Genomic DNA, 16,476 nt, shown 5'->3' on the forward strand with positions numbered 1-16,476 from the left:
AGGTGTACAGGGGCGCATGATAGTCCACTCTCACTCGGACATGCCCAGCTTGAGCAATTCCAGTGCCCGCACCATGCGGCTGTAGGCGGTCTTGGGCGAAATGCCCAGACGTTCACCGATCTCCACGTAGGTCAGGCCTTCGCCGCGCGCTAGCAGAAACACCTCGCGGCAAGGCTCGGGCATGCGCTGCATCACGCGGTTGAGCGTGGCCAGCTGGTCCTGGGCGATCACCGTGCGTTCCAGGCTCGGGGTCTTCTGCTCCAGCGCCTGCAGCTCGGTGGGCTCGACCACCTCGCCCTTGCGGTGGCGCTCGCGACGCAGGTAGTCGATGAACAGGTTGCGCGCGCACAGAAACAGGTACGCGCGAAAGTTGTCGATGGGCGTGCGCCCCAGCTGTTCGGACAGGCGAATGAAGGTTTCCTGAGTCAGGTCTGCGGCGGTGTCCTTGCAGCGCACCTGACGATTCAGGTAGTCCTGAATTTCTTCACGGTGGGCAAGGTACAACGCCTTGAGGTCTGCGCTTGACACGAAACACCTGCGAGCTGGGGGTCAGGGAGCGCAGGAAGATAACAGGAATTAATATCATTTAAAACAACGCGGCCGAGGCGCTGGGGTAGCGTCTCTAGCGGTTCGGGAGCAATCGGGTCTGGGCCCGCTGGAGCCAGACGCTGCCCTTCAACGCTGGTTGAGCCAATGCTGCTGGTAGGCCCCTTGCGGGTCCTGCACCGGGCCGTGATCGGGAAAGGGCAGGTTGGCGATGCACGAAAGCTGGGCCTGGGTTGGCGCTTCGCGTCGGATGTCTGCGTGCTGCCCGGGCGGGTAGGCCCCCACCACCAGAAAGCCCGGGCTGCAATCGAGTTTGCAGTGGCCCGTGCCGGCGGGCAGCAATAGCACATCGCCTGCACTCACCTGTACTTCGCGGCCCCGCGGGCCGCCCAGCATCAGCCTTGCCTGGCCACACACCACGCCGAGCGCTTCGTGGCCCTCGGTGTGGTAGTGGTGGTAGGCGTAGATGCCATCGCGCCATTGCGCCGGCCAGCCATTGGCCTCGAAAGTGCGTTCGATTTGCGCCGCCGGATCACTGCCATGCAGCGCAATCGCGTGGGGGTAGATCAGCACCGGCAGCCGGGTGTTGTTGGGCACCCAGTCGTCGGGTTGCAGCCTCAGTACCTGCGAGGCTGTTGAAGGTGTGTGTCGAGTGTTCATGGTCGACCCTCGGCGATGAAGCCGGGGCGGCATCGGGTTGCCAGCCCGGCGTGGTGACAGGGAAGGGGCAGGTGGATGCCTGCCCCGGTCATCTAGCTTCGCAGGAACGCGAGCAGATCGGCGTTGATCGTGTCGGCGTCGGTGGTCGGCATGCCATGCGGCAAGCCCGCATAGGTTTTCAGGGTGCCGTTCTGCAACAGCTTCGCTGACCGCGGCCCTGAGTTTGCATAGGGCACGATCTGGTCATCGTCCCCGTGCATCACCAGGACGGGAATCGTGATGCGCTTGAGGTCGTCGGTGAAGTCGGTCTGGGAGAAGGCCACGATCCCGTCAAGGTGTGCCTTGGCGCAGCCCATCATGCCCTGGCGCCACCAGTTCAGGATGGTGCCCTCGCTGGCGTTTGCGCCTGGGCGGTTGTAGCCATAGAACGGGCCCGACGGCAGGTCATGGTAGAACTGTGCGCGGTTGGCCTTGAGCTGCGCCTGCAAGTCATCAAATACCGACCTGGGCAAGCCGTCCGGATTGTTCGGGGTCTGGACCATCAGCGGTGGCACGGCACTGATGAGGACAGCCTTCGACACACGCTCCTGGCCATGGCGAACGATGTAGCGGATCACCTCGCCGCCGCCGGTGGAGTGCCCCACGTGGGCTGCACCCTGCACGCCAAGATGGTCGACCACGGCCGCAACGTCGTCCGCATAGTGATCCATGTCGTGCCCGTCCCACACCTGGCTGGAGCGCCCGTGGCCGCGGCGGTCGTGTGCGACGACCCGGTAGCCGTGATCAAGGAAGAACAGCATCTGCGCATCCCAGTCGTCGGCACTGAGCGGCCACCCGTGGTGAAAGACGATCACCGGGGCATCGCGTGGGCCCCAGTCCTTGTAGAAGATCTCGACACCGTCCCGCGTAGTGACATACCCCATGTTCGTGGCTCCCGAGTGAAGTGGAGGGCGTGGTCAGTATCGTGTTGTGATCATGACCAGGTGAACAAAGTGCAGATCAGCGGATGAACGGCCTGCACAGACGCTGCGATAGCCGTTGACCACGGACCATCGCAGGCTTGTACGGCTCAGTCCTGATGCATGGCCTGTGCTACCCCCTGATCCTCACCCAGGAACCCGCCACTCTGGTGATGCCACAGCTGCGCATAGGTGCCATTTCTGGCAAGCAACTCGGCGTGGGTACCCTGCTCGATGATGCGCCCGTCATCCATCACCACCAGCCGGTCCATGGCCGCAATGGTGGACAGACGGTGGGCGATGGCGATCACGGTCTTGCCCTGCATCATCTCGTCGAGGCTCTCCTGGATGGCCACTTCGACCTCGGAGTCCAGTGCGCTGGTGGCTTCGTCCAGCAGCAGGATCGGGGCGTTCTTGAGCATCACTCGGGCGATCGCGACGCGCTGGCGCTGGCCTCCCGACAGCTTGATGCCGCGTTCGCCCACCAGGGTGTCGTAGCCGCTATGGCCTTGCTGGTCGCTCAACTGGCTGATGAAACCGTCGGCCTGGGCACTGGCGGCTGCGCTGCGGACCTGTTCGTCGGTGGCGTCGGGCCGGCCATAGGCGATGTTGTCGCGAATGGAACGGTGCAGCAGCGAGGTGTCCTGGGTGACCATGCCGATGGCGCTGCGCAGGCTGTCTTGAGTCACATGGGCGATGTCCTGCCCGTCGATGCGGATCTGGCCGCTGTCGACGTCATAGAAGCGCAGCAGCAGGTTGATGAGCGTGGACTTGCCCGCGCCGGAGCGCCCCACCAGGCCGATCTTTTCACCCGGGCGAATGCTCAGGCTCAGGCCGTCGAGCACCTGGCGCTCGCCGTTGTAGTTGAAGCTCACCTTGTCGAAGGTGACCGCGCCGCCGCGGGACTGCAGCACCTTGGCGTCCGGGGCATCCTTGACCTTGGGGCCGCGGGTCAGGGTGGCCATGCCGTCCTGCACGGTGCCGATGTTCTCGAACAGCGAGGTCATCTGCCACATGATCCAGTGCGACATGCCATTGATGCGCAGCGCCATGGCGGTGATCGCCGCCACGGCACCTGCGCCGACCTCGCCCTGGTGCCACAGCCACAGGGCATAGCCGCCGGCGGCCATGATCAGGGCCACCACCAGTGCCTGGTTGACGATCTCGAACTGGCTGACCAGGCGCATCTGGCGAAAGCCGGTCTGCTTGAAGTCTTCCATCGCCGCACGGGCGAAGTGCGCCTCGCGGTTGGAGTGGGAGAACAGCTTCACCGTGGTGATGTTGGTGTAGGCGTCGGAAATGCGCCCGGTCATCATCGAGCGGGCGTTGGCCTGCTCCTGTCCGACCTTGCCCAGGCGCGGCACGAAGTACAGCATGGCCAGGCCGAACAGCACCACCCAGGCAACGAAGGGCAGCATGAGCTTGAGCGCGAAGCCGCCGGCCAGCGCGATGATCGCGATGAAGTACACCCCGATGCCGGGGGCGATCTCGATCAGGGTGAACAGCAGGTCGCGCACCGCCAGTGCGGTCTGCATGACCTTGGTGGTGACGCGCCCGGAGAATTCGTCGGAAAAGAACGAGAGGCTCTGGCGCAGCATCAGGCGGTGGAAGTCCCAGCGCAGGCGCAAGGGCAGGTTGATTGCCAGTATCTGGTGCTGAACCATGGTGCGCAGGGCCACCAGCCCGACGCTGCACAGCATCACGATGCCGATGCCCCACAGCACGCGGCGTTCCTGCGCTGCCGCATCGCCCCCGGCCTGCCAGGTGGAGAGCAGGTCCACGACCTGGCCCAGGAACGAAAACAGCCAGGCTTCATAGATGGACACCGCAGCGCTGAGCAGTGCGAACGCCAGGATGTAGCCGCGCGCACCCCGCGTGCACGCCCACAGAAAGCGTGCCAGGCCCACGGGCGGCGGGGGCACCTCGTCAGGAGGGAAAGGGTCGAGCCTTCGTTCAAATGCACGAAGCATGGTGGTCTCCAAAACGATCGAATGGGGCAATTCTGACATCGAACGGCGGGCTTGCGGGATTTGTGGGGAGTGAAGAGGCGGTGGTGGTTTGCTGCGCTGGTTGAGAGAAAGGCCGCAATCGACCCAACGCGGGTTCCCGCTTCAGGATTTCAACAATAAATTGATAATTCAACGCCTGGTTGATATTTTCTGGGCCAGACGATCATTATTTGGGTGCCCGATGCAACTCGATATTTTCCAGGTGGACGCTTTTTCTTCCGAGACGTTCGGCGGCAACCCGGCGGCGGTGTGCCCGCTGGACGCCTGGCTGCCTGATGCGACGCTGCAACGGATCGCAGCAGAGAACAATGTGTCCGAGACGGCCTATTGGGTACGCAACGGTGAGGTGTTCGAGCTGCGCTGGTTTACCCCCGCAGTGGAGGTCGATCTGTGCGGGCACGCCACGTTGGCAGCCGCCTGGGTGCTGTTCGAACAGCTTGGTGAACGCCGCGACACGCTGCGTTTTTCCACCCGCAGCGGTGAATTGCGAGTGCGCCGCGAAGGCGGTCGCCTGGCCATGGACTTTCCGGCCAAGCAGCCTGAAGCCGTAGCCCTGCCGCCTGGCCTGCTGCAGGCCCTGGGGCTGGAGCAGGCCGAGGCGCTGTATCGCACGGACGATTACCTGGTAGTGGTCGAGGATGAAAGCATCGTCGCCGGGCTCGACCCCGACTTTGCCGCCCTGGCCGCATTCGAGGTGCGCGGGGTTGCCGTGACCGCGCCGGGTCGTCACATGGACTTCGTCTCGCGCTGGTTCGGGCCGCGAGTGGGGGTCAACGAAGACCCTGTCACCGGCTCGGCCCACACTTCGCTGGCGACCTACTGGGCCCAACGCCTGGGCAAGCGCAGCCTGAGTGCCGAGCAGGGCGGGGCGCGCAAGGGCCAACTGCACTGCGAAGTCCTGGACAACGACCGGGTCATCATCAGCGGTCACGCGGCGCTCTACCTGCGCGGCACCATCTTCATCTGAGACCGGCCGGCCAAATCACTTCAAACTTTTCCTACCTCACGGGTTCTGCTTAGTAACACCCCGCACTCGAAGGAGAACCCGATGAAACCCACCGATACCAAGCAGGGCGACAAGGTCCCGCGGCCACTCTCGTCGGACCAGGCGCAGAAGGGCACGCCATCCCCCGACCCGGTGCTGGAACAACCGGACCCGGATACCGAGGCAGTGGACAAGGTGATCACGCCGACGTCCATCAAGGAGCAGGAAGAAAAGACCCGCGAAATCCAGCGGCGCCTGGCCGAGGCGCAAGGGAAGGGCTGAAAGCGGCCCTGCCGGGCCCTGCGTACCTTGGCGTGCCAGCGCCAGTCACAGCTTGGCGAGCAGGTGCTGCAGTTTTTTCGTGGCTTCGCGCCCGGAACAGGCGCGGCTGAGCAGGTCGCTGGACATGTTCTTGTACATGTCCACGGCCTGGGCAGAGGAGGTGACGCTGGCAATGCCCACATGCAGGTTGGGCAGCTCCCCTAGCCGGTAAGGGCTCACCGCCACGTAGCTGGTGGTCTTCTGCTCGAAGATCTGGAAGGTGGCGCTGGGCAGTGCCTCGTCGATCAGGTAGATACCCGGGTGATCGCTGTTGGTCTCGACGATGGAGATCAGGTTCTCGATTTCCTTGCGTGCCAGCAGCGCGCGCTCCATTCGCACGCTGGGGGGCAGGTCCAGGCGGCCTACCAGGCCGATGTGCAGGTAACGCTCGATCTGACGCAGGCTGACAATCGACCTGACCTGGAATTTTTCGCGAAAGAAGGTGGATTTGCGCTCGTCCAGAATGCTCAGAATCTGGCTCTCCATCGCTTCCTGTGCCGGGCTGAAACCCTGTGGTCGAGCCTCGTGGAGCATGGTCTGAAACAGCGCCGAGTATTCGGGCGTGGTCAGCAGGTAGGAAAACGGGTCGAAGTAGGAGATGACGCTGCTGGAACGGGCCTCCAGCTGGCGCATGCGCTCGAAGTAGCCGAGGGCGTTGTCGAAGTACTCCGTATCGGAACCCAGCAGGCTGGTCAGCGACACCTTCAGCAGGTCGGCCAGGCGCTCCAGTGTGTCGAGTTTGACGATCTTGCCCAGTTCCAGGCGGTACACCGCAGCCCGCGAGATGCCGAGCTTGTCGGCCACCTGGTCGGCGTTGAGCTGGCGGCCGATGCGAAAGGCCCGGAGGCGCTCGCCGATTGCCTGGTAATCAATCTGGTTCACTGGGGGATCCTTGTCGTTTTTCGTGGTGGCATGTTCTACCAGATCGGCTTGACGAGGCCATGGCGCGAGTGTATCAATATTTAGACATGAACTGTTGCTTGTCCAAAAAATATAAAAAAGGCCGACACATGTCCACACCACCCTGCACCTGCTGCGGCATCGCCTGCGCTGCCACCTGATACCACAACCCCACCCACCCCACCTGATAGGAGCTTCCCTGATGAAGACTCGCATCGGCGCGCCCGCGTTCGCGCTTTTGATGACCCCGATGGTGATGGCTGGCCCGCCGCCAGCCTTCAGCGATACCTTTATCGGCTATCGCTACAGCAGCCATTTCTCGGACCCGGGCAAGCGCCAGGACATAGCCAAGCACATCGTCCAGCTTGCCCATGTGAGCAGCTACGCCCTGGGCCAGCAGTTCGCCAACGTGGATGTGTTCAGGTCCGACCGCGATGACCCGCGCAAGGACAGCAGCAGCGGCGCCACCGAGGTCTACCTGACCTACCGCAATCAGCTGCAGCATGCACGGGTGTTCGATCGGCCGCTGGCCTTCGGGCCGGTGAAGGACGTCGCGCTGACCCTGGGCCTGGACTGGAACACCAAGAACAACGCGTTCCAGTCGCGAAAGCGCATGATCCTGATAGGCCCGACCCTCAAGTTCGCGCTGCCGGCAGGGTTTCTCGACCTCAGCCTGTTCTACGCCAGGGAATGGAACCACTGCGGGCTCGACAGCTGCCGGCAGCCGGGCAACCATTCGCGCATGGCGTTCGACCCGTTCTACCAGCTGAACCTGACCTGGGGCATACCGTTCGCGCTGGGCAGCCTGCCGATGAAATTCCAGGGCTTCTACAGCTACAGCGGCGAGAAGGGCGATGACTACCGGCGCAACCCGACGGCGGATGAACAGCTGATGCGCACCTCGCTGATGCTGGATGCAGGGGCTGTGCTGGGCGGCGCAAGAAACACGCTATGGGTCGGGCCCGGATATGAGTACTGGCGCAACAAGTTCGGCAACCGCCGTGGCGACGGGATCGACGTGGACGCCTTGTCGATCAACCTGGAGTGGCATTTCTGAGCGCGGCGTTTTTTTTGCGAGCCCACAATCTAAATATTTAGACAATCGCGCAGGCTGGCAGTACGCTTTGTGAAGCCTTGCACGGGCGGACCGGCGGCGATCCTGGGCAGGTTCAGGCGTCAGCTGTCTAAAAAACCATACAAAAACAAGAGGTAAACCAAGATGGCTTCTTCCGAAAAGCGTCCGAAGAAGGACGCGTCACCCAAGAAGGCCCTGATAGCCAGCGTGACCGGCTATGCGATGGACGGCTTCGACCTGCTGATTCTCGGGTTCATGCTGCCGGCGATCACCATCGGTCTCGGTCTGAGTTCCTCGGAGGCTGGCTCGCTGGTGACATGGACGTTGCTGGGCGCCGTGGCCGGGGGGCTGATCTTCGGCCAACTGAGCGACCGCTATGGCCGGGTACGCATGCTGACCCTGTGCATCCTCACCTTCTCGATATTCACCGGGCTGTGCGCATTCGCCCAGGGCTACTGGGACCTGCTGATCTATCGAACCCTGGCCGGGTTCGGCCTGGGCGGGGAGTTCGGCATCGGCATGGCGCTGATCGCCGAAACCTGGCCGGCCAACCGGCGCAATCGTGCTTCTTCCTATGTGGGCATGGGGTGGCAGGCCGGCGTGCTCGCCGCTGCATTGCTCACGCCATTGCTGCTGCCCTACATCGGCTGGCGCGGCATGTTCCTGGTCGGGTTGCTGCCGGCGTTCGTCTCGCTCGTGGTTCGCCATACCATGAGCGAGCCGGCAGAATTCGTGAAGGCCGCAGCCGACCCGGTGCCTTTCGCGCGGCGCTTCACCGACCTGTTCAAGGACCGGCCGACCAGCAAGGCGAGCCTGGGGGTGATGGTGCTCACCTCGGTGCAGAACTTCGGCTACTACGGGCTGATGATCTGGATGCCCAGCTACCTGTCGAACAAGTTCGGCTTCTCGCTGATGGCCTCCGGAACCTGGACCGCAGTGACGGTGCTGGGCATGGCGTTCGGTATCTGGCTGTTCGGGCACCTGGCCGACCGTTTCGGACGCAAGCGCATGTTCCTGCTGTATCAGGCCGGCGCAGGGTTCATGGTCATCGCCTATGCCAACCTCGACAACCCCACGGTCATGCTGTTTGCCGGCGCGATCATGGGCATCTTCGTCAACGGCATGATCGGTGGCTACGGCGCATTGATCTCCGATCTGTACCCCGCGCAGATCCGTGCCACGGCGCAGAACGTGCTGTTCAACGTGGGCAGGGCCGCCGGTGGCTTCGGGCCGCTGGTGGTGGGCGCCGTAGCGCTGCACTACTCGTTCTCGGCGGCCATCATGCTGCTTGCCTCGTTGTATGGGGTGGCGATGCTCGCGACGGTGTTGCTGCTTCCCGCCTGCCAGGCCCATGACGTGCCGAAGCCGCAGCCGGCCTAGCCCGGCGGGATGGTTATGAATTTGCTCTGGCTTATTCGTATCAAAAATTAGACAGAAACACCGAGCTGCAGTACAGTCAGCTTAAGCAATCGCTGAAACACCGCTTCATCTGCCGCTTCATCACTGAGGCGGCATTTACTTTTGACCGTGCTGTATAAAAATTTAGACAAATGCGAGGCCACCTCAATGAACGTGATTTCCGGCTGCTGCCAGGCGAGTGCCCTGACTCCCCCAGACGACACCTTGGCGGTCGTGATTTCCAACCAATGGGTCAACGATGAATACAAGCGCCTGGTGCTACAGGCCGACGGCGCCGCCAGCCAGTCGTTGCCGGGGCAGTTCTTCAACCTGCTGTGCCCGAGTGAAGGCGAGCACAAGCCGTACTTCCGTCGCCCCATGAGCACCTACAAGGCCGACCCGGCCACGGGCCAGGTGGAGTTTCTGTACAAGGTGACCGGCAAGGGCACCTATGGCCTGGAGACGCTTGGCCAGGCGCAGACCGTGGAGATCCTAGGCCCGCTGGGCAAGGGCTTCGACCTGCAGCCGGGGTGGCAGCACATGATCATCGTGGCCCGGGGCGTGGGGCTGGCCACCCTGGCGCCGCTGGCCGAAGCGGCGCATCGGCTGGGCATCCGCCTGACCGCAGTGCTGAGTGCCCGCAGCGAGAAGAGCCTGCTTTCGCGCGAGCGCTTCGCCTCGCTGGGGGCCGACGTGCGGGTGGTGCTGGATGAGGATGGCAGCAGCTCGCCCGAACGGCTCGAACCGCTGCTGCGCCAGATCATCGCCCGTGAAGGCACCGATGCGCTGTTCACGTGTGGCTCCAGGCGGCTGACCCAGTTGCTGAAGAAGCTGAGCGCCGAGCTCGGCCTGGTGGGCCAGGTAGCGCTGGAGCAACAGATGGTGTGCGGCCTGGGCATGTGCCAGTGCTGCGTCGAGGTGTTCGAGGTAGACGGGCTCAGGGTGGGCAAGCGGGTATGCCTCGAAGGCCCTGTATTCGACCTGGCGGAGGTGGTGTGATGATCAATCTGAGCGTACAGGTCGGCGGGTTGCGCCTGAAGAACCCGGTGATGCCGGCATCGGGCACCTTTGCCGAAGAGCTTGCCCACCTGCTGGACTTCAACCAGCTGGGTGCACTGGTGACCAAGACCATCACCACCGAAAAGCGCAGCGGCAACCCGATGCCGCGGGTCTGCGAGCTGAACGACGGGATGATGAATGCCATCGGCATTCCCAGCAAAGGCGCGCAGCTGTTCATCGACAAGGTGGTGCCGTTCTACCGCGACTACGACGCGCCGTTGATCGTGAGCATTTCGGCGCCCACGGCCCAGGGCTTTGCCGACCTGGCGGCGCGGCTGAGTGATGTGCCTGGTGTGGCCGGCATCGAGGCCAATATCTCGTGCCCCAACCTGGAAGCGCATGGCCAGTCGTTCGGCATGCAGGCTGAAAGTACCCGCGACGTGGTGGAGCTGATGCGCCAGGTCACCTCGTTGCCGCTGTGGGTCAAGCTGACCCCCAATGCCGGCGAGGTGGTGCCGGTTGCCCTGGCTGCGCAGGAGGCCGGGGCCGATGCCGTCGTGGTGGGCAACACGCTGCTCGGGTTGTCGGTGGACATCGAGCGAGGCCGCGCGCGGCTGGGCAACTTCATGGGCGGCATATCCGGCGCCGCCATCCGCCCGCTGATGGTGCGCCTGACCTATCAATGCGCCCAGGCGCTGGAAATTCCGGTGATTGGCTGCGGTGGCATTGCCACGGCCGACGATGCGCTGGAGTTCATCTATGCCGGTGCCTCGGCGGTGCAAGTGGGTACGGCCACCTTCCTGCACCCGAAAACCATGAACACCATGGTGTCTGAACTGGAGGCCTACTGCCGGCGCAAGGGCGTTGCCTCGATCAGCACCCTGATCGGCGCCCTCGACGATTTGCCCGCCGAGCCGTTTGGAGCCTTGCCATGATCGCGCAATGGCCTGAACAGGCCGCCAGACTGTTCGACACCATCGCCGCCTTGTCACGCGATGCCCAGGAGGGGATCACCCGCGAAAGCTACGGCCCCGGCGAGAGTGACGCCATCGCCTGCCTGAGCGACTTCGCCTTGACCCAGGGGCTGGAGGTGGCAACCGACCGTGCGGGCAACGTGATCTTCACGCGCAAGAGCGACAATGGCCAGCCCGCACTGTGGTACGGCTCGCACCTGGACTCGGTGCCCCAGGGCGGCAACTACGACGGCCTGGCCGGCGTTGTGGCGGGCCTGCTGTGCCTGTGCCGGCTCGACCGCGAGGGCGTGGCCACGGCGCAGCCGGTGCGGGTCATCGGGCTGCGTGGCGAGGAGAGCGCCTGGTACGGCAAGTCGTACATCGGTTCGCGTGCGCTGGTCGGCGGGTTGAGCGAGCACGACCTGCAGCTGACCAACCGCTTCAGCCAGCGCACCCTGGGCCAGGCCATGCAGGCCGTGGGCGCCGACCTGGCAGCGATTGGCCGTCGGCAGTGGCTGGTCGATCGCACCCAGTTTGCCGGCTATCTGGAAGTGCATATCGAGCAGGCGCAGTCGCTGGAGCGCATGGGGCAGGCCGTGGGGATCGTGCCCGGCATCCGCGGCAACCTGCGCCATAACCAGGTTCGCTGCCTGGGCGAAGATGGCCATTCGGGCGCCGTGGCTCGGGAGGACCGCCACGACGCCGTGTTTGCCGTGAGCGAGCTGGTGGCCCGCATCGACCAATGCTGGCGCGAGTACCTCGCCGCCGGGCGAGACCTGGTGGTTACCGTCGGCACACTGGGGACCAACGCGGCGCACCATGCCGTCTCGCGTATTCCCGGCGAGGTCAGGTTCAGCCTCGAGATGCGCAGCCTCGACATGGCCACGCTCGAGGCCTTTCACGCGGTTGCGCTGCACGAGGCAAAGGCCATCGAGCAGGCCCGCCAGGTTCGCTTCGAGTTCGACCTGCGTATCGACACGGCCCCGGCGGCCATGCACGCCCCCTGGGTCGAGGCGCTGGTGCGCCAGGCCCGCCAACAAGGCTGGCAGGGCGTGCTCACCCCCAGCGGGGCCGGCCATGACGCTGCGGTTTTCGCCAACGTCGGCATCCCCAGCGCCATGCTGTTCATCCGCAACCAGCACGGCTCGCACAACCCCCACGAGGCCATGGCCCTGGACGACTTTCTGGTGGCCACCGAGGTGCTCTACCACACGACACTGGAGCTGACACCATGAGCGTACCCAGCAATGCCTGGCTGATCCGCAACGCGACCCTGGTCAACGAAGGCCGCACCTGGGCGGCCGATGTGCGGCTGCGCGAGGGCCGCATCGACTGTATCGGGCAGGTCCTGCAGCCGCTTGCCGGGGAGGGCGTGATCGAGGCACACGGCCTGTGGTTGCTGCCGGGAATGATCGACGATCAGGTGCACTTCAGGGAGCCCGGCCTGACCCACAAGGCGGACATCGCCAGCGAGTCGCGGGCCTGTGCCGCGGGCGGCATCACCAGTTTCATGGAGATGCCCAACACCAACCCGCCCGCGCTCGATCGGGCCAGCCTTGAAGCCAAGTACGCCATCGCCGCCGCATCGAGCGCGGTCAACTACGCCTTCTACATGGGGGCAAGCAACGACAACCTGGCTGCCATTCGCGCCATCGACCCGGCCAGCACGCCAGGGCTGAAGGTGTTCATGGGGGCCTCGACCGGCAACATGCTGGTGGACGACCCCGAGGTATTGAACGAGATATTCCGGGTTTCGCCGGTGCCGATCATCACCCATTGCGAAGACACGCCCATGATCAATGCCGAGCTGGAAAAGGCCAGGGCGCGCTTTGGCGAGGACATTCCGGCCCGCGAGCACCCGCTGATTCGTTCGCGCCAGGCGTGCATCAGGTCCACTCGGCTGGCCATCGAGCTGGCGCGCAAGCACGGCACGCGCCTGCATGTGCTGCACATCTCCACGGCAGAAGAGCTGCAGCTGTTCGAGCCCGGCCCCCTCAGCGGCAAGCGCATCACCGCCGAAACCTGCGTGCACTTTCTGCACTTCACCGATCACGACTACGAGCGGCTGGGCTTTCTGATCAAGTGCAACCCGGCGATCAAGTCGGCCAGCGACCGCGACGCCATCGTCAAGGCGCTGGCCGAAGGTCGGCTCGACGTGCTGGCGACCGACCATGCCCCGCACCTGCTCGAAGAAAAGCGCAGCACCTACGCCAAGGCGCCGTCAGGCATTCCGCTGGTGCAGTACGCGCTGCAGGCCGCCCTGGAGCGCGTCTTCTGCGGGGAGCTGAGCCTGGAGCGCCTGGTCGAGGTGGTCAGCCACGCACCGGCGCAGCTGTTCCAGGTCAGTGGCCGGGGCTACCTGCGCGAGGGCTACGCCGCCGACCTGGTGCTCGTCGACCCGCAGCGCCCGCACCGGGTGAGCAATGACCAGGTGCTGTCCAAATGCGGCTGGACGCCGTTTGCCGGTACCGAGTTCTCATCGAGCATCGTCGCCACGTTCGTCAATGGCGAACGGGTGTGGGACGGCGCCACGGTGAACAGTGCAGTCCGTGGGCAACGACTTTCCTTCAACCGCGCCACGCCTGCCTAGTGGCGCAACAAGAGGTATGAACAACGATGAATTTTCATGAAATGGTGCAACGCTTCGCCGCCGCGCTGCCGGGCACCGACTCGTTCAAGCAGGCCAACGCCGACTGTGAGGCCATCATCCGTGACGAGCCGTTCCAGGCCGGCGCGGCCTTTCTGGTCGCGGGCTTTTGCCGCAGCTACGTGCTCATCTACGAGGATCAGGGGCTGGAGCACGACTTCGCCCTGCGCAACCAGCGCCAGCTGCTCGAGTACATGAACAGCCTGCAGGCGGCCCTGGCGACGTGCGATCACGCGATTGCGCACCAGGCGCTGATCGAGGTGGTAACCCATTACGCCAGGAGCGAGCGGATTTTCTAGGGTGGCGGCTGGCGGCGCCAGCAGGCCGGAGCCAACGGCCTAGAGCGCCGTCCAGGACTGCCTCGAAGCCTGCAGCTGGTTCTTGATCCAGTTGGTAAAGGCCCGCACGGCGGGCCGCTCGCACTTCTGCAGGTCGGTGACCAGGTAGTAGCCGCGGTGCGAGTGGATGACGATATCGAAGGGGCGCACCAGCAGCCCCTTGGCCATGGAGTCGCCACACAGCAGGTTGTCGCCCATGGCAACGCCCTGGGCCGCGATGCACGCCGCTTGTGCGCAATGTGCATCGGAAAACAGGATGCCAGTGGCCACGTTCAGCTCCGGGGTGTTCGCCGCCGCCTGCCACACCCGCCAGTCGCTGTAGTCGCTCATGTGCAGCAATGGGAACGCGGCCAGGTCCTGCGGGGTCTTGAGCCCGCCCAGGGCGTTGATCAGCCGCGGGCTGCAGACCGGAAAGTAGTTCAGCGCCGCTATCTGTTCCACCTGCATGCCAGGCCAGTCGCCGATACCGTAGGAGATGAACAGGTCGGCGTTGTGGTTGCTCACATCATCCGCCGTGGTCGGTGTGACCATGTGCAACTGGACCTGGGGGTATTCCTTCACGAAGCCGCCGATGTGATGGCACAGCCAGTAGGTGGAAAACCCCGAGCTGCAACTGATGGTCAACTTGCCATACACCTCCTGGTCATCGACCCGCCGGCCTGCATCCTCCAGGTTGGCCAGCAGGCGCTGGATCTCCCGGGCGTAGCGTTCGCCGCGAAACGTCAGCGAGATACCCCGGCCCTGGCGCTCGGTCAGGGCAAAGCCGAGGGTGTCCTCCATGCCCGTGATCTGATGGCTGATGGCGCTGCGGGTGAGGTTGAGCTCAAGCGCCGCGGCAGTCACGCTGCCCAACCGGGCAACCGCTTCCAGGGCACGTAACGCGGGCATCGAGGGTAGACGCATGGGGCGCTCCACTGACTTATTGTTGAGCAAATATAAACATTAATGGCGAAATAAATCGATTGTCGTATTTTCTGGTTCAACAATACTAGGCAGGCCCTGCGGGTCCGAGCCGCTCAGCGGGGTCACATACCAATAAGGAATGCCCTGCATGATCGAGCCCAAGGCCTTTGCCCAGAACTGGGTGGACCAACAGCAAACGACCCTGTCCGACTGGCATCAGGTGATCTGGCACTATGCCGAGCCAGCCTTTCGTGAGTACAAGTCCTGCGCCTGGTACGTCGAGCTGCTGCGCAGGCAAGGGTTCGAGGTGGAGGAGGGCAGCGGCGGCATGCCTACCGCCTTCTGCGCCACGTTTCGCAACGGCGACGGCCCTGTGCTGGCGACCTACGCGGAGTACGACGCGGTGCCGGGCAACAACCAGGCAGCGACCACCCGGCGCCAGCCGCGCGAAGGGCTGTCGCGTTTCGCCCCGGGGCATACCGACCCTCATTCGGCGCTGGGCATCAGTGCCCTGGGGGGCCTGCTGGCCGCCAAGGCCGCCATGCTCGAACATGGCCTCGCGGGCACGCTGAAATTCTTCGGCGAGCCGGCGGAAAAGCTGCGCGCCTCCAAGCCGGTGCACGCGGCCAAGGGCTATTACGATGACCTGGACGCGGCCATCAGCTTCCACCCCACGTACATGCTGCCGCTGAACAACACCACTACCTGGGATACGCACTGCGGCATCGCCTACGCCTACATCTATACCTTCACCTGCGATTCGCCCCAGGACTGGATCGCAGCGGACAAGTACAGCCCGATCCCGCAGAACCACCTGGCCGCCAGGGCGCCTGGGGCCAACGACGCGCTGGTGCACTTCTATACCCTGAACGAGAGCATGCGCCGCTCCACGTTGCCGTTCACCGGGCTGTGGAGCTACAACGAGGCGATCCTCACCGCCGGCCAGGCCACGGCCGACAACCTGCCGCCGCACATCGCGCAGATCCAGTACCTGTCGCGCTGCGACTCGCTCGAGCAGGCCGAGGCCATCTCCCAGGTGATGGACAACAACGCTGCCGCCGCCGCCCTGGCCACCGGCTGCCAGTGGAACAAGACCTGGGTGTGCAAGTCCCGTGGCGGGCTGCCCAACCATGTGCTGGCGCAGGCCACCTACGACAACCTGCAGGCCATCGGCGCCCCCACCTGGGACGACGAGGCCATCGCCATCGCGCAGCAGATCCAGGGCAACCTGGGGCTCGAACCCATGGCCCGGCCGTTTCTGCCCGAAACCGAAACCCTGATCGACCCACAGGAGTGCGAGCGCCTGCTGCGCCAGCAGATGCCCGCCTGGCAAAAGCACCTGACCTCGGACGACTACCCCGAATACACCTGGCATTGCCCGACCGTGCGCCTGCTGGTGGCCCGCCCGATGCTCTCGGCACCGCCTGGCTACACCTACCCGGACTGGGTGCCCAATGCCCTGGGCGGCATCCGCCAGACCATCGACCCGATGATCCAGGTGGCGGCCAAGACCATCGGTGCCACCCTGATCGACCTGCTCACGCGGCCCGAGCTGCTGGCCGCCGCCCGCCAGGAATTCACCGAGCGTACCGGCGGCGGCATTGGCGGCACACGCTGGCAGGCGCCGCTGCTACCCCGGGACTTCAAGGTCCCGCATGACTTCCGCTGGCCCGAATACATCCGCACCGCCCGTGGCGAGGAGTGGTGGATTCCGGCCCGGGACGACGAATAGCCGACCGGCGACGGCGCCTGCGGCGCCTTTTACCCAACCTGGTTTTCTTGG

At 64.4% G+C, this 16,476-nt stretch carries 16 protein-coding genes; 10 read left to right on the forward strand and 6 right to left on the reverse strand.

All coding sequences use genetic code 11. From position 1 onward, the window contains the following. Positions 1–30: 30 nt before the first annotated feature. The 4 genes from NP552_RS17615 to NP552_RS17630 all read right to left on the reverse strand — a co-directional run bounded on the left by NP552_RS17615 (position 31) and on the right by NP552_RS17630 (position 4,135). Entirely contained in the window at positions 31–528 is a 498-nt protein-coding gene (locus tag NP552_RS17615; RefSeq protein ID WP_043864025.1) for an RNA polymerase sigma factor, read from the reverse strand. A 147-nt stretch (positions 529–675) separates the two neighbouring features. After that, positions 676–1,206, reverse strand: coding sequence for a cupin (locus NP552_RS17620; protein WP_274096956.1), 531 nt, complete (start codon positions 1,204–1,206; stop codon positions 676–678). 92 nt (positions 1,207–1,298) lie between these two features. Beyond that, a complete protein-coding gene (locus tag NP552_RS17625) occupies positions 1,299–2,129 on the reverse strand; it encodes an alpha/beta fold hydrolase (RefSeq protein WP_058540313.1) in 831 nt (276 codons plus the stop codon). A 146-nt stretch (positions 2,130–2,275) separates the two neighbouring features. Next, entirely contained in the window at positions 2,276–4,135 is a 1,860-nt protein-coding gene (locus tag NP552_RS17630) for an ABC transporter ATP-binding protein (RefSeq protein ID WP_210014129.1), read from the reverse strand. 220 nt (positions 4,136–4,355) lie between these two features. Between NP552_RS17630 and NP552_RS17635 the strand changes: the two genes are divergently transcribed. Both NP552_RS17635 and NP552_RS17640 read left to right on the forward strand, forming a co-directional pair. Further along, a complete protein-coding gene (locus NP552_RS17635) occupies positions 4,356–5,141 on the forward strand; it encodes a PhzF family phenazine biosynthesis protein (RefSeq protein WP_210014130.1) in 786 nt (261 codons plus the stop codon). Between the two features lie 81 nt (positions 5,142–5,222). Further along, the gene (locus NP552_RS17640) at positions 5,223–5,441 is read left to right on the forward strand and encodes a hypothetical protein (RefSeq protein ID WP_078481122.1); all 219 of its coding nucleotides are present in this window, start codon (positions 5,223–5,225) and stop codon (positions 5,439–5,441) included. Positions 5,442–5,486: 45 nt separating this feature from the next. Here the strand turns inward: NP552_RS17640 and NP552_RS17645 are convergent, their stop codons facing one another. Then, complete coding sequence (locus tag NP552_RS17645) at positions 5,487–6,362, reverse strand: helix-turn-helix domain-containing protein (RefSeq protein WP_052504313.1); 876 nt, start codon at positions 6,360–6,362, stop codon at positions 5,487–5,489. A 220-nt stretch (positions 6,363–6,582) separates the two neighbouring features. Here NP552_RS17645 and NP552_RS17650 point away from each other — a divergent pair, with 220 nt between their 5' ends. The 7 genes from NP552_RS17650 to NP552_RS17680 all read left to right on the forward strand — a co-directional run bounded on the left by NP552_RS17650 (position 6,583) and on the right by NP552_RS17680 (position 13,751). Beyond that, positions 6,583–7,437 carry a hypothetical protein gene (locus NP552_RS17650; RefSeq protein WP_210014131.1) on the forward strand — a complete coding sequence of 285 codons (855 nt, stop codon included), beginning with the start codon at positions 6,583–6,585 and terminating at the stop codon, positions 7,435–7,437. 162 nt (positions 7,438–7,599) lie between these two features. Continuing rightward, complete coding sequence (locus NP552_RS17655) at positions 7,600–8,835, forward strand: MFS transporter (protein ID WP_210014132.1); 1,236 nt, start codon at positions 7,600–7,602, stop codon at positions 8,833–8,835. A 186-nt stretch (positions 8,836–9,021) separates the two neighbouring features. Then, complete coding sequence (locus NP552_RS17660) at positions 9,022–9,852, forward strand: dihydroorotate dehydrogenase electron transfer subunit (protein ID WP_043864016.1); 831 nt, start codon at positions 9,022–9,024, stop codon at positions 9,850–9,852. Beyond that, complete coding sequence (locus NP552_RS17665) at positions 9,852–10,787, forward strand: dihydroorotate dehydrogenase (RefSeq protein ID WP_043864015.1); 936 nt, start codon at positions 9,852–9,854, stop codon at positions 10,785–10,787. Before NP552_RS17660 ends, NP552_RS17665 begins: the two co-directional genes overlap by 1 nt. Next, positions 10,784–12,040 (forward strand): Zn-dependent hydrolase, encoded by a 1,257-nt coding sequence (locus tag NP552_RS17670; RefSeq protein WP_210014133.1) that lies wholly within the window; start codon positions 10,784–10,786, stop codon positions 12,038–12,040. The genes NP552_RS17665 and NP552_RS17670 overlap by 4 nt, the downstream gene beginning before the upstream one ends. Then, complete coding sequence (locus NP552_RS17675) at positions 12,037–13,395, forward strand: dihydroorotase (RefSeq protein ID WP_210014134.1); 1,359 nt, start codon at positions 12,037–12,039, stop codon at positions 13,393–13,395. Before NP552_RS17670 ends, NP552_RS17675 begins: the two co-directional genes overlap by 4 nt. Positions 13,396–13,421: 26 nt before the next feature. Next, entirely contained in the window at positions 13,422–13,751 is a 330-nt protein-coding gene (locus NP552_RS17680; RefSeq protein WP_078481115.1) for a hypothetical protein, read from the forward strand. 39 nt (positions 13,752–13,790) lie between these two features. Here NP552_RS17680 and NP552_RS17685 read toward each other — a convergent pair whose 3' ends face one another. Next, a complete protein-coding gene (locus NP552_RS17685) occupies positions 13,791–14,693 on the reverse strand; it encodes a LysR substrate-binding domain-containing protein (RefSeq protein ID WP_058540305.1) in 903 nt (300 codons plus the stop codon). A 148-nt stretch (positions 14,694–14,841) separates the two neighbouring features. Between NP552_RS17685 and NP552_RS17690 the strand changes: the two genes are divergently transcribed. Next, positions 14,842–16,425, forward strand: a complete 1,584-nt coding sequence (locus tag NP552_RS17690) for an amidohydrolase (protein ID WP_210014135.1) — start codon at positions 14,842–14,844, stop codon at positions 16,423–16,425. Positions 16,426–16,476: the final 51 nt, after the last annotated feature.

It is taken from the genome of Pseudomonas sp. 8209, assembly GCF_028682105.1.
Classification (GTDB): Bacteria; Pseudomonadota; Gammaproteobacteria; order Pseudomonadales; family Pseudomonadaceae; genus Aquipseudomonas; species Aquipseudomonas palmensis.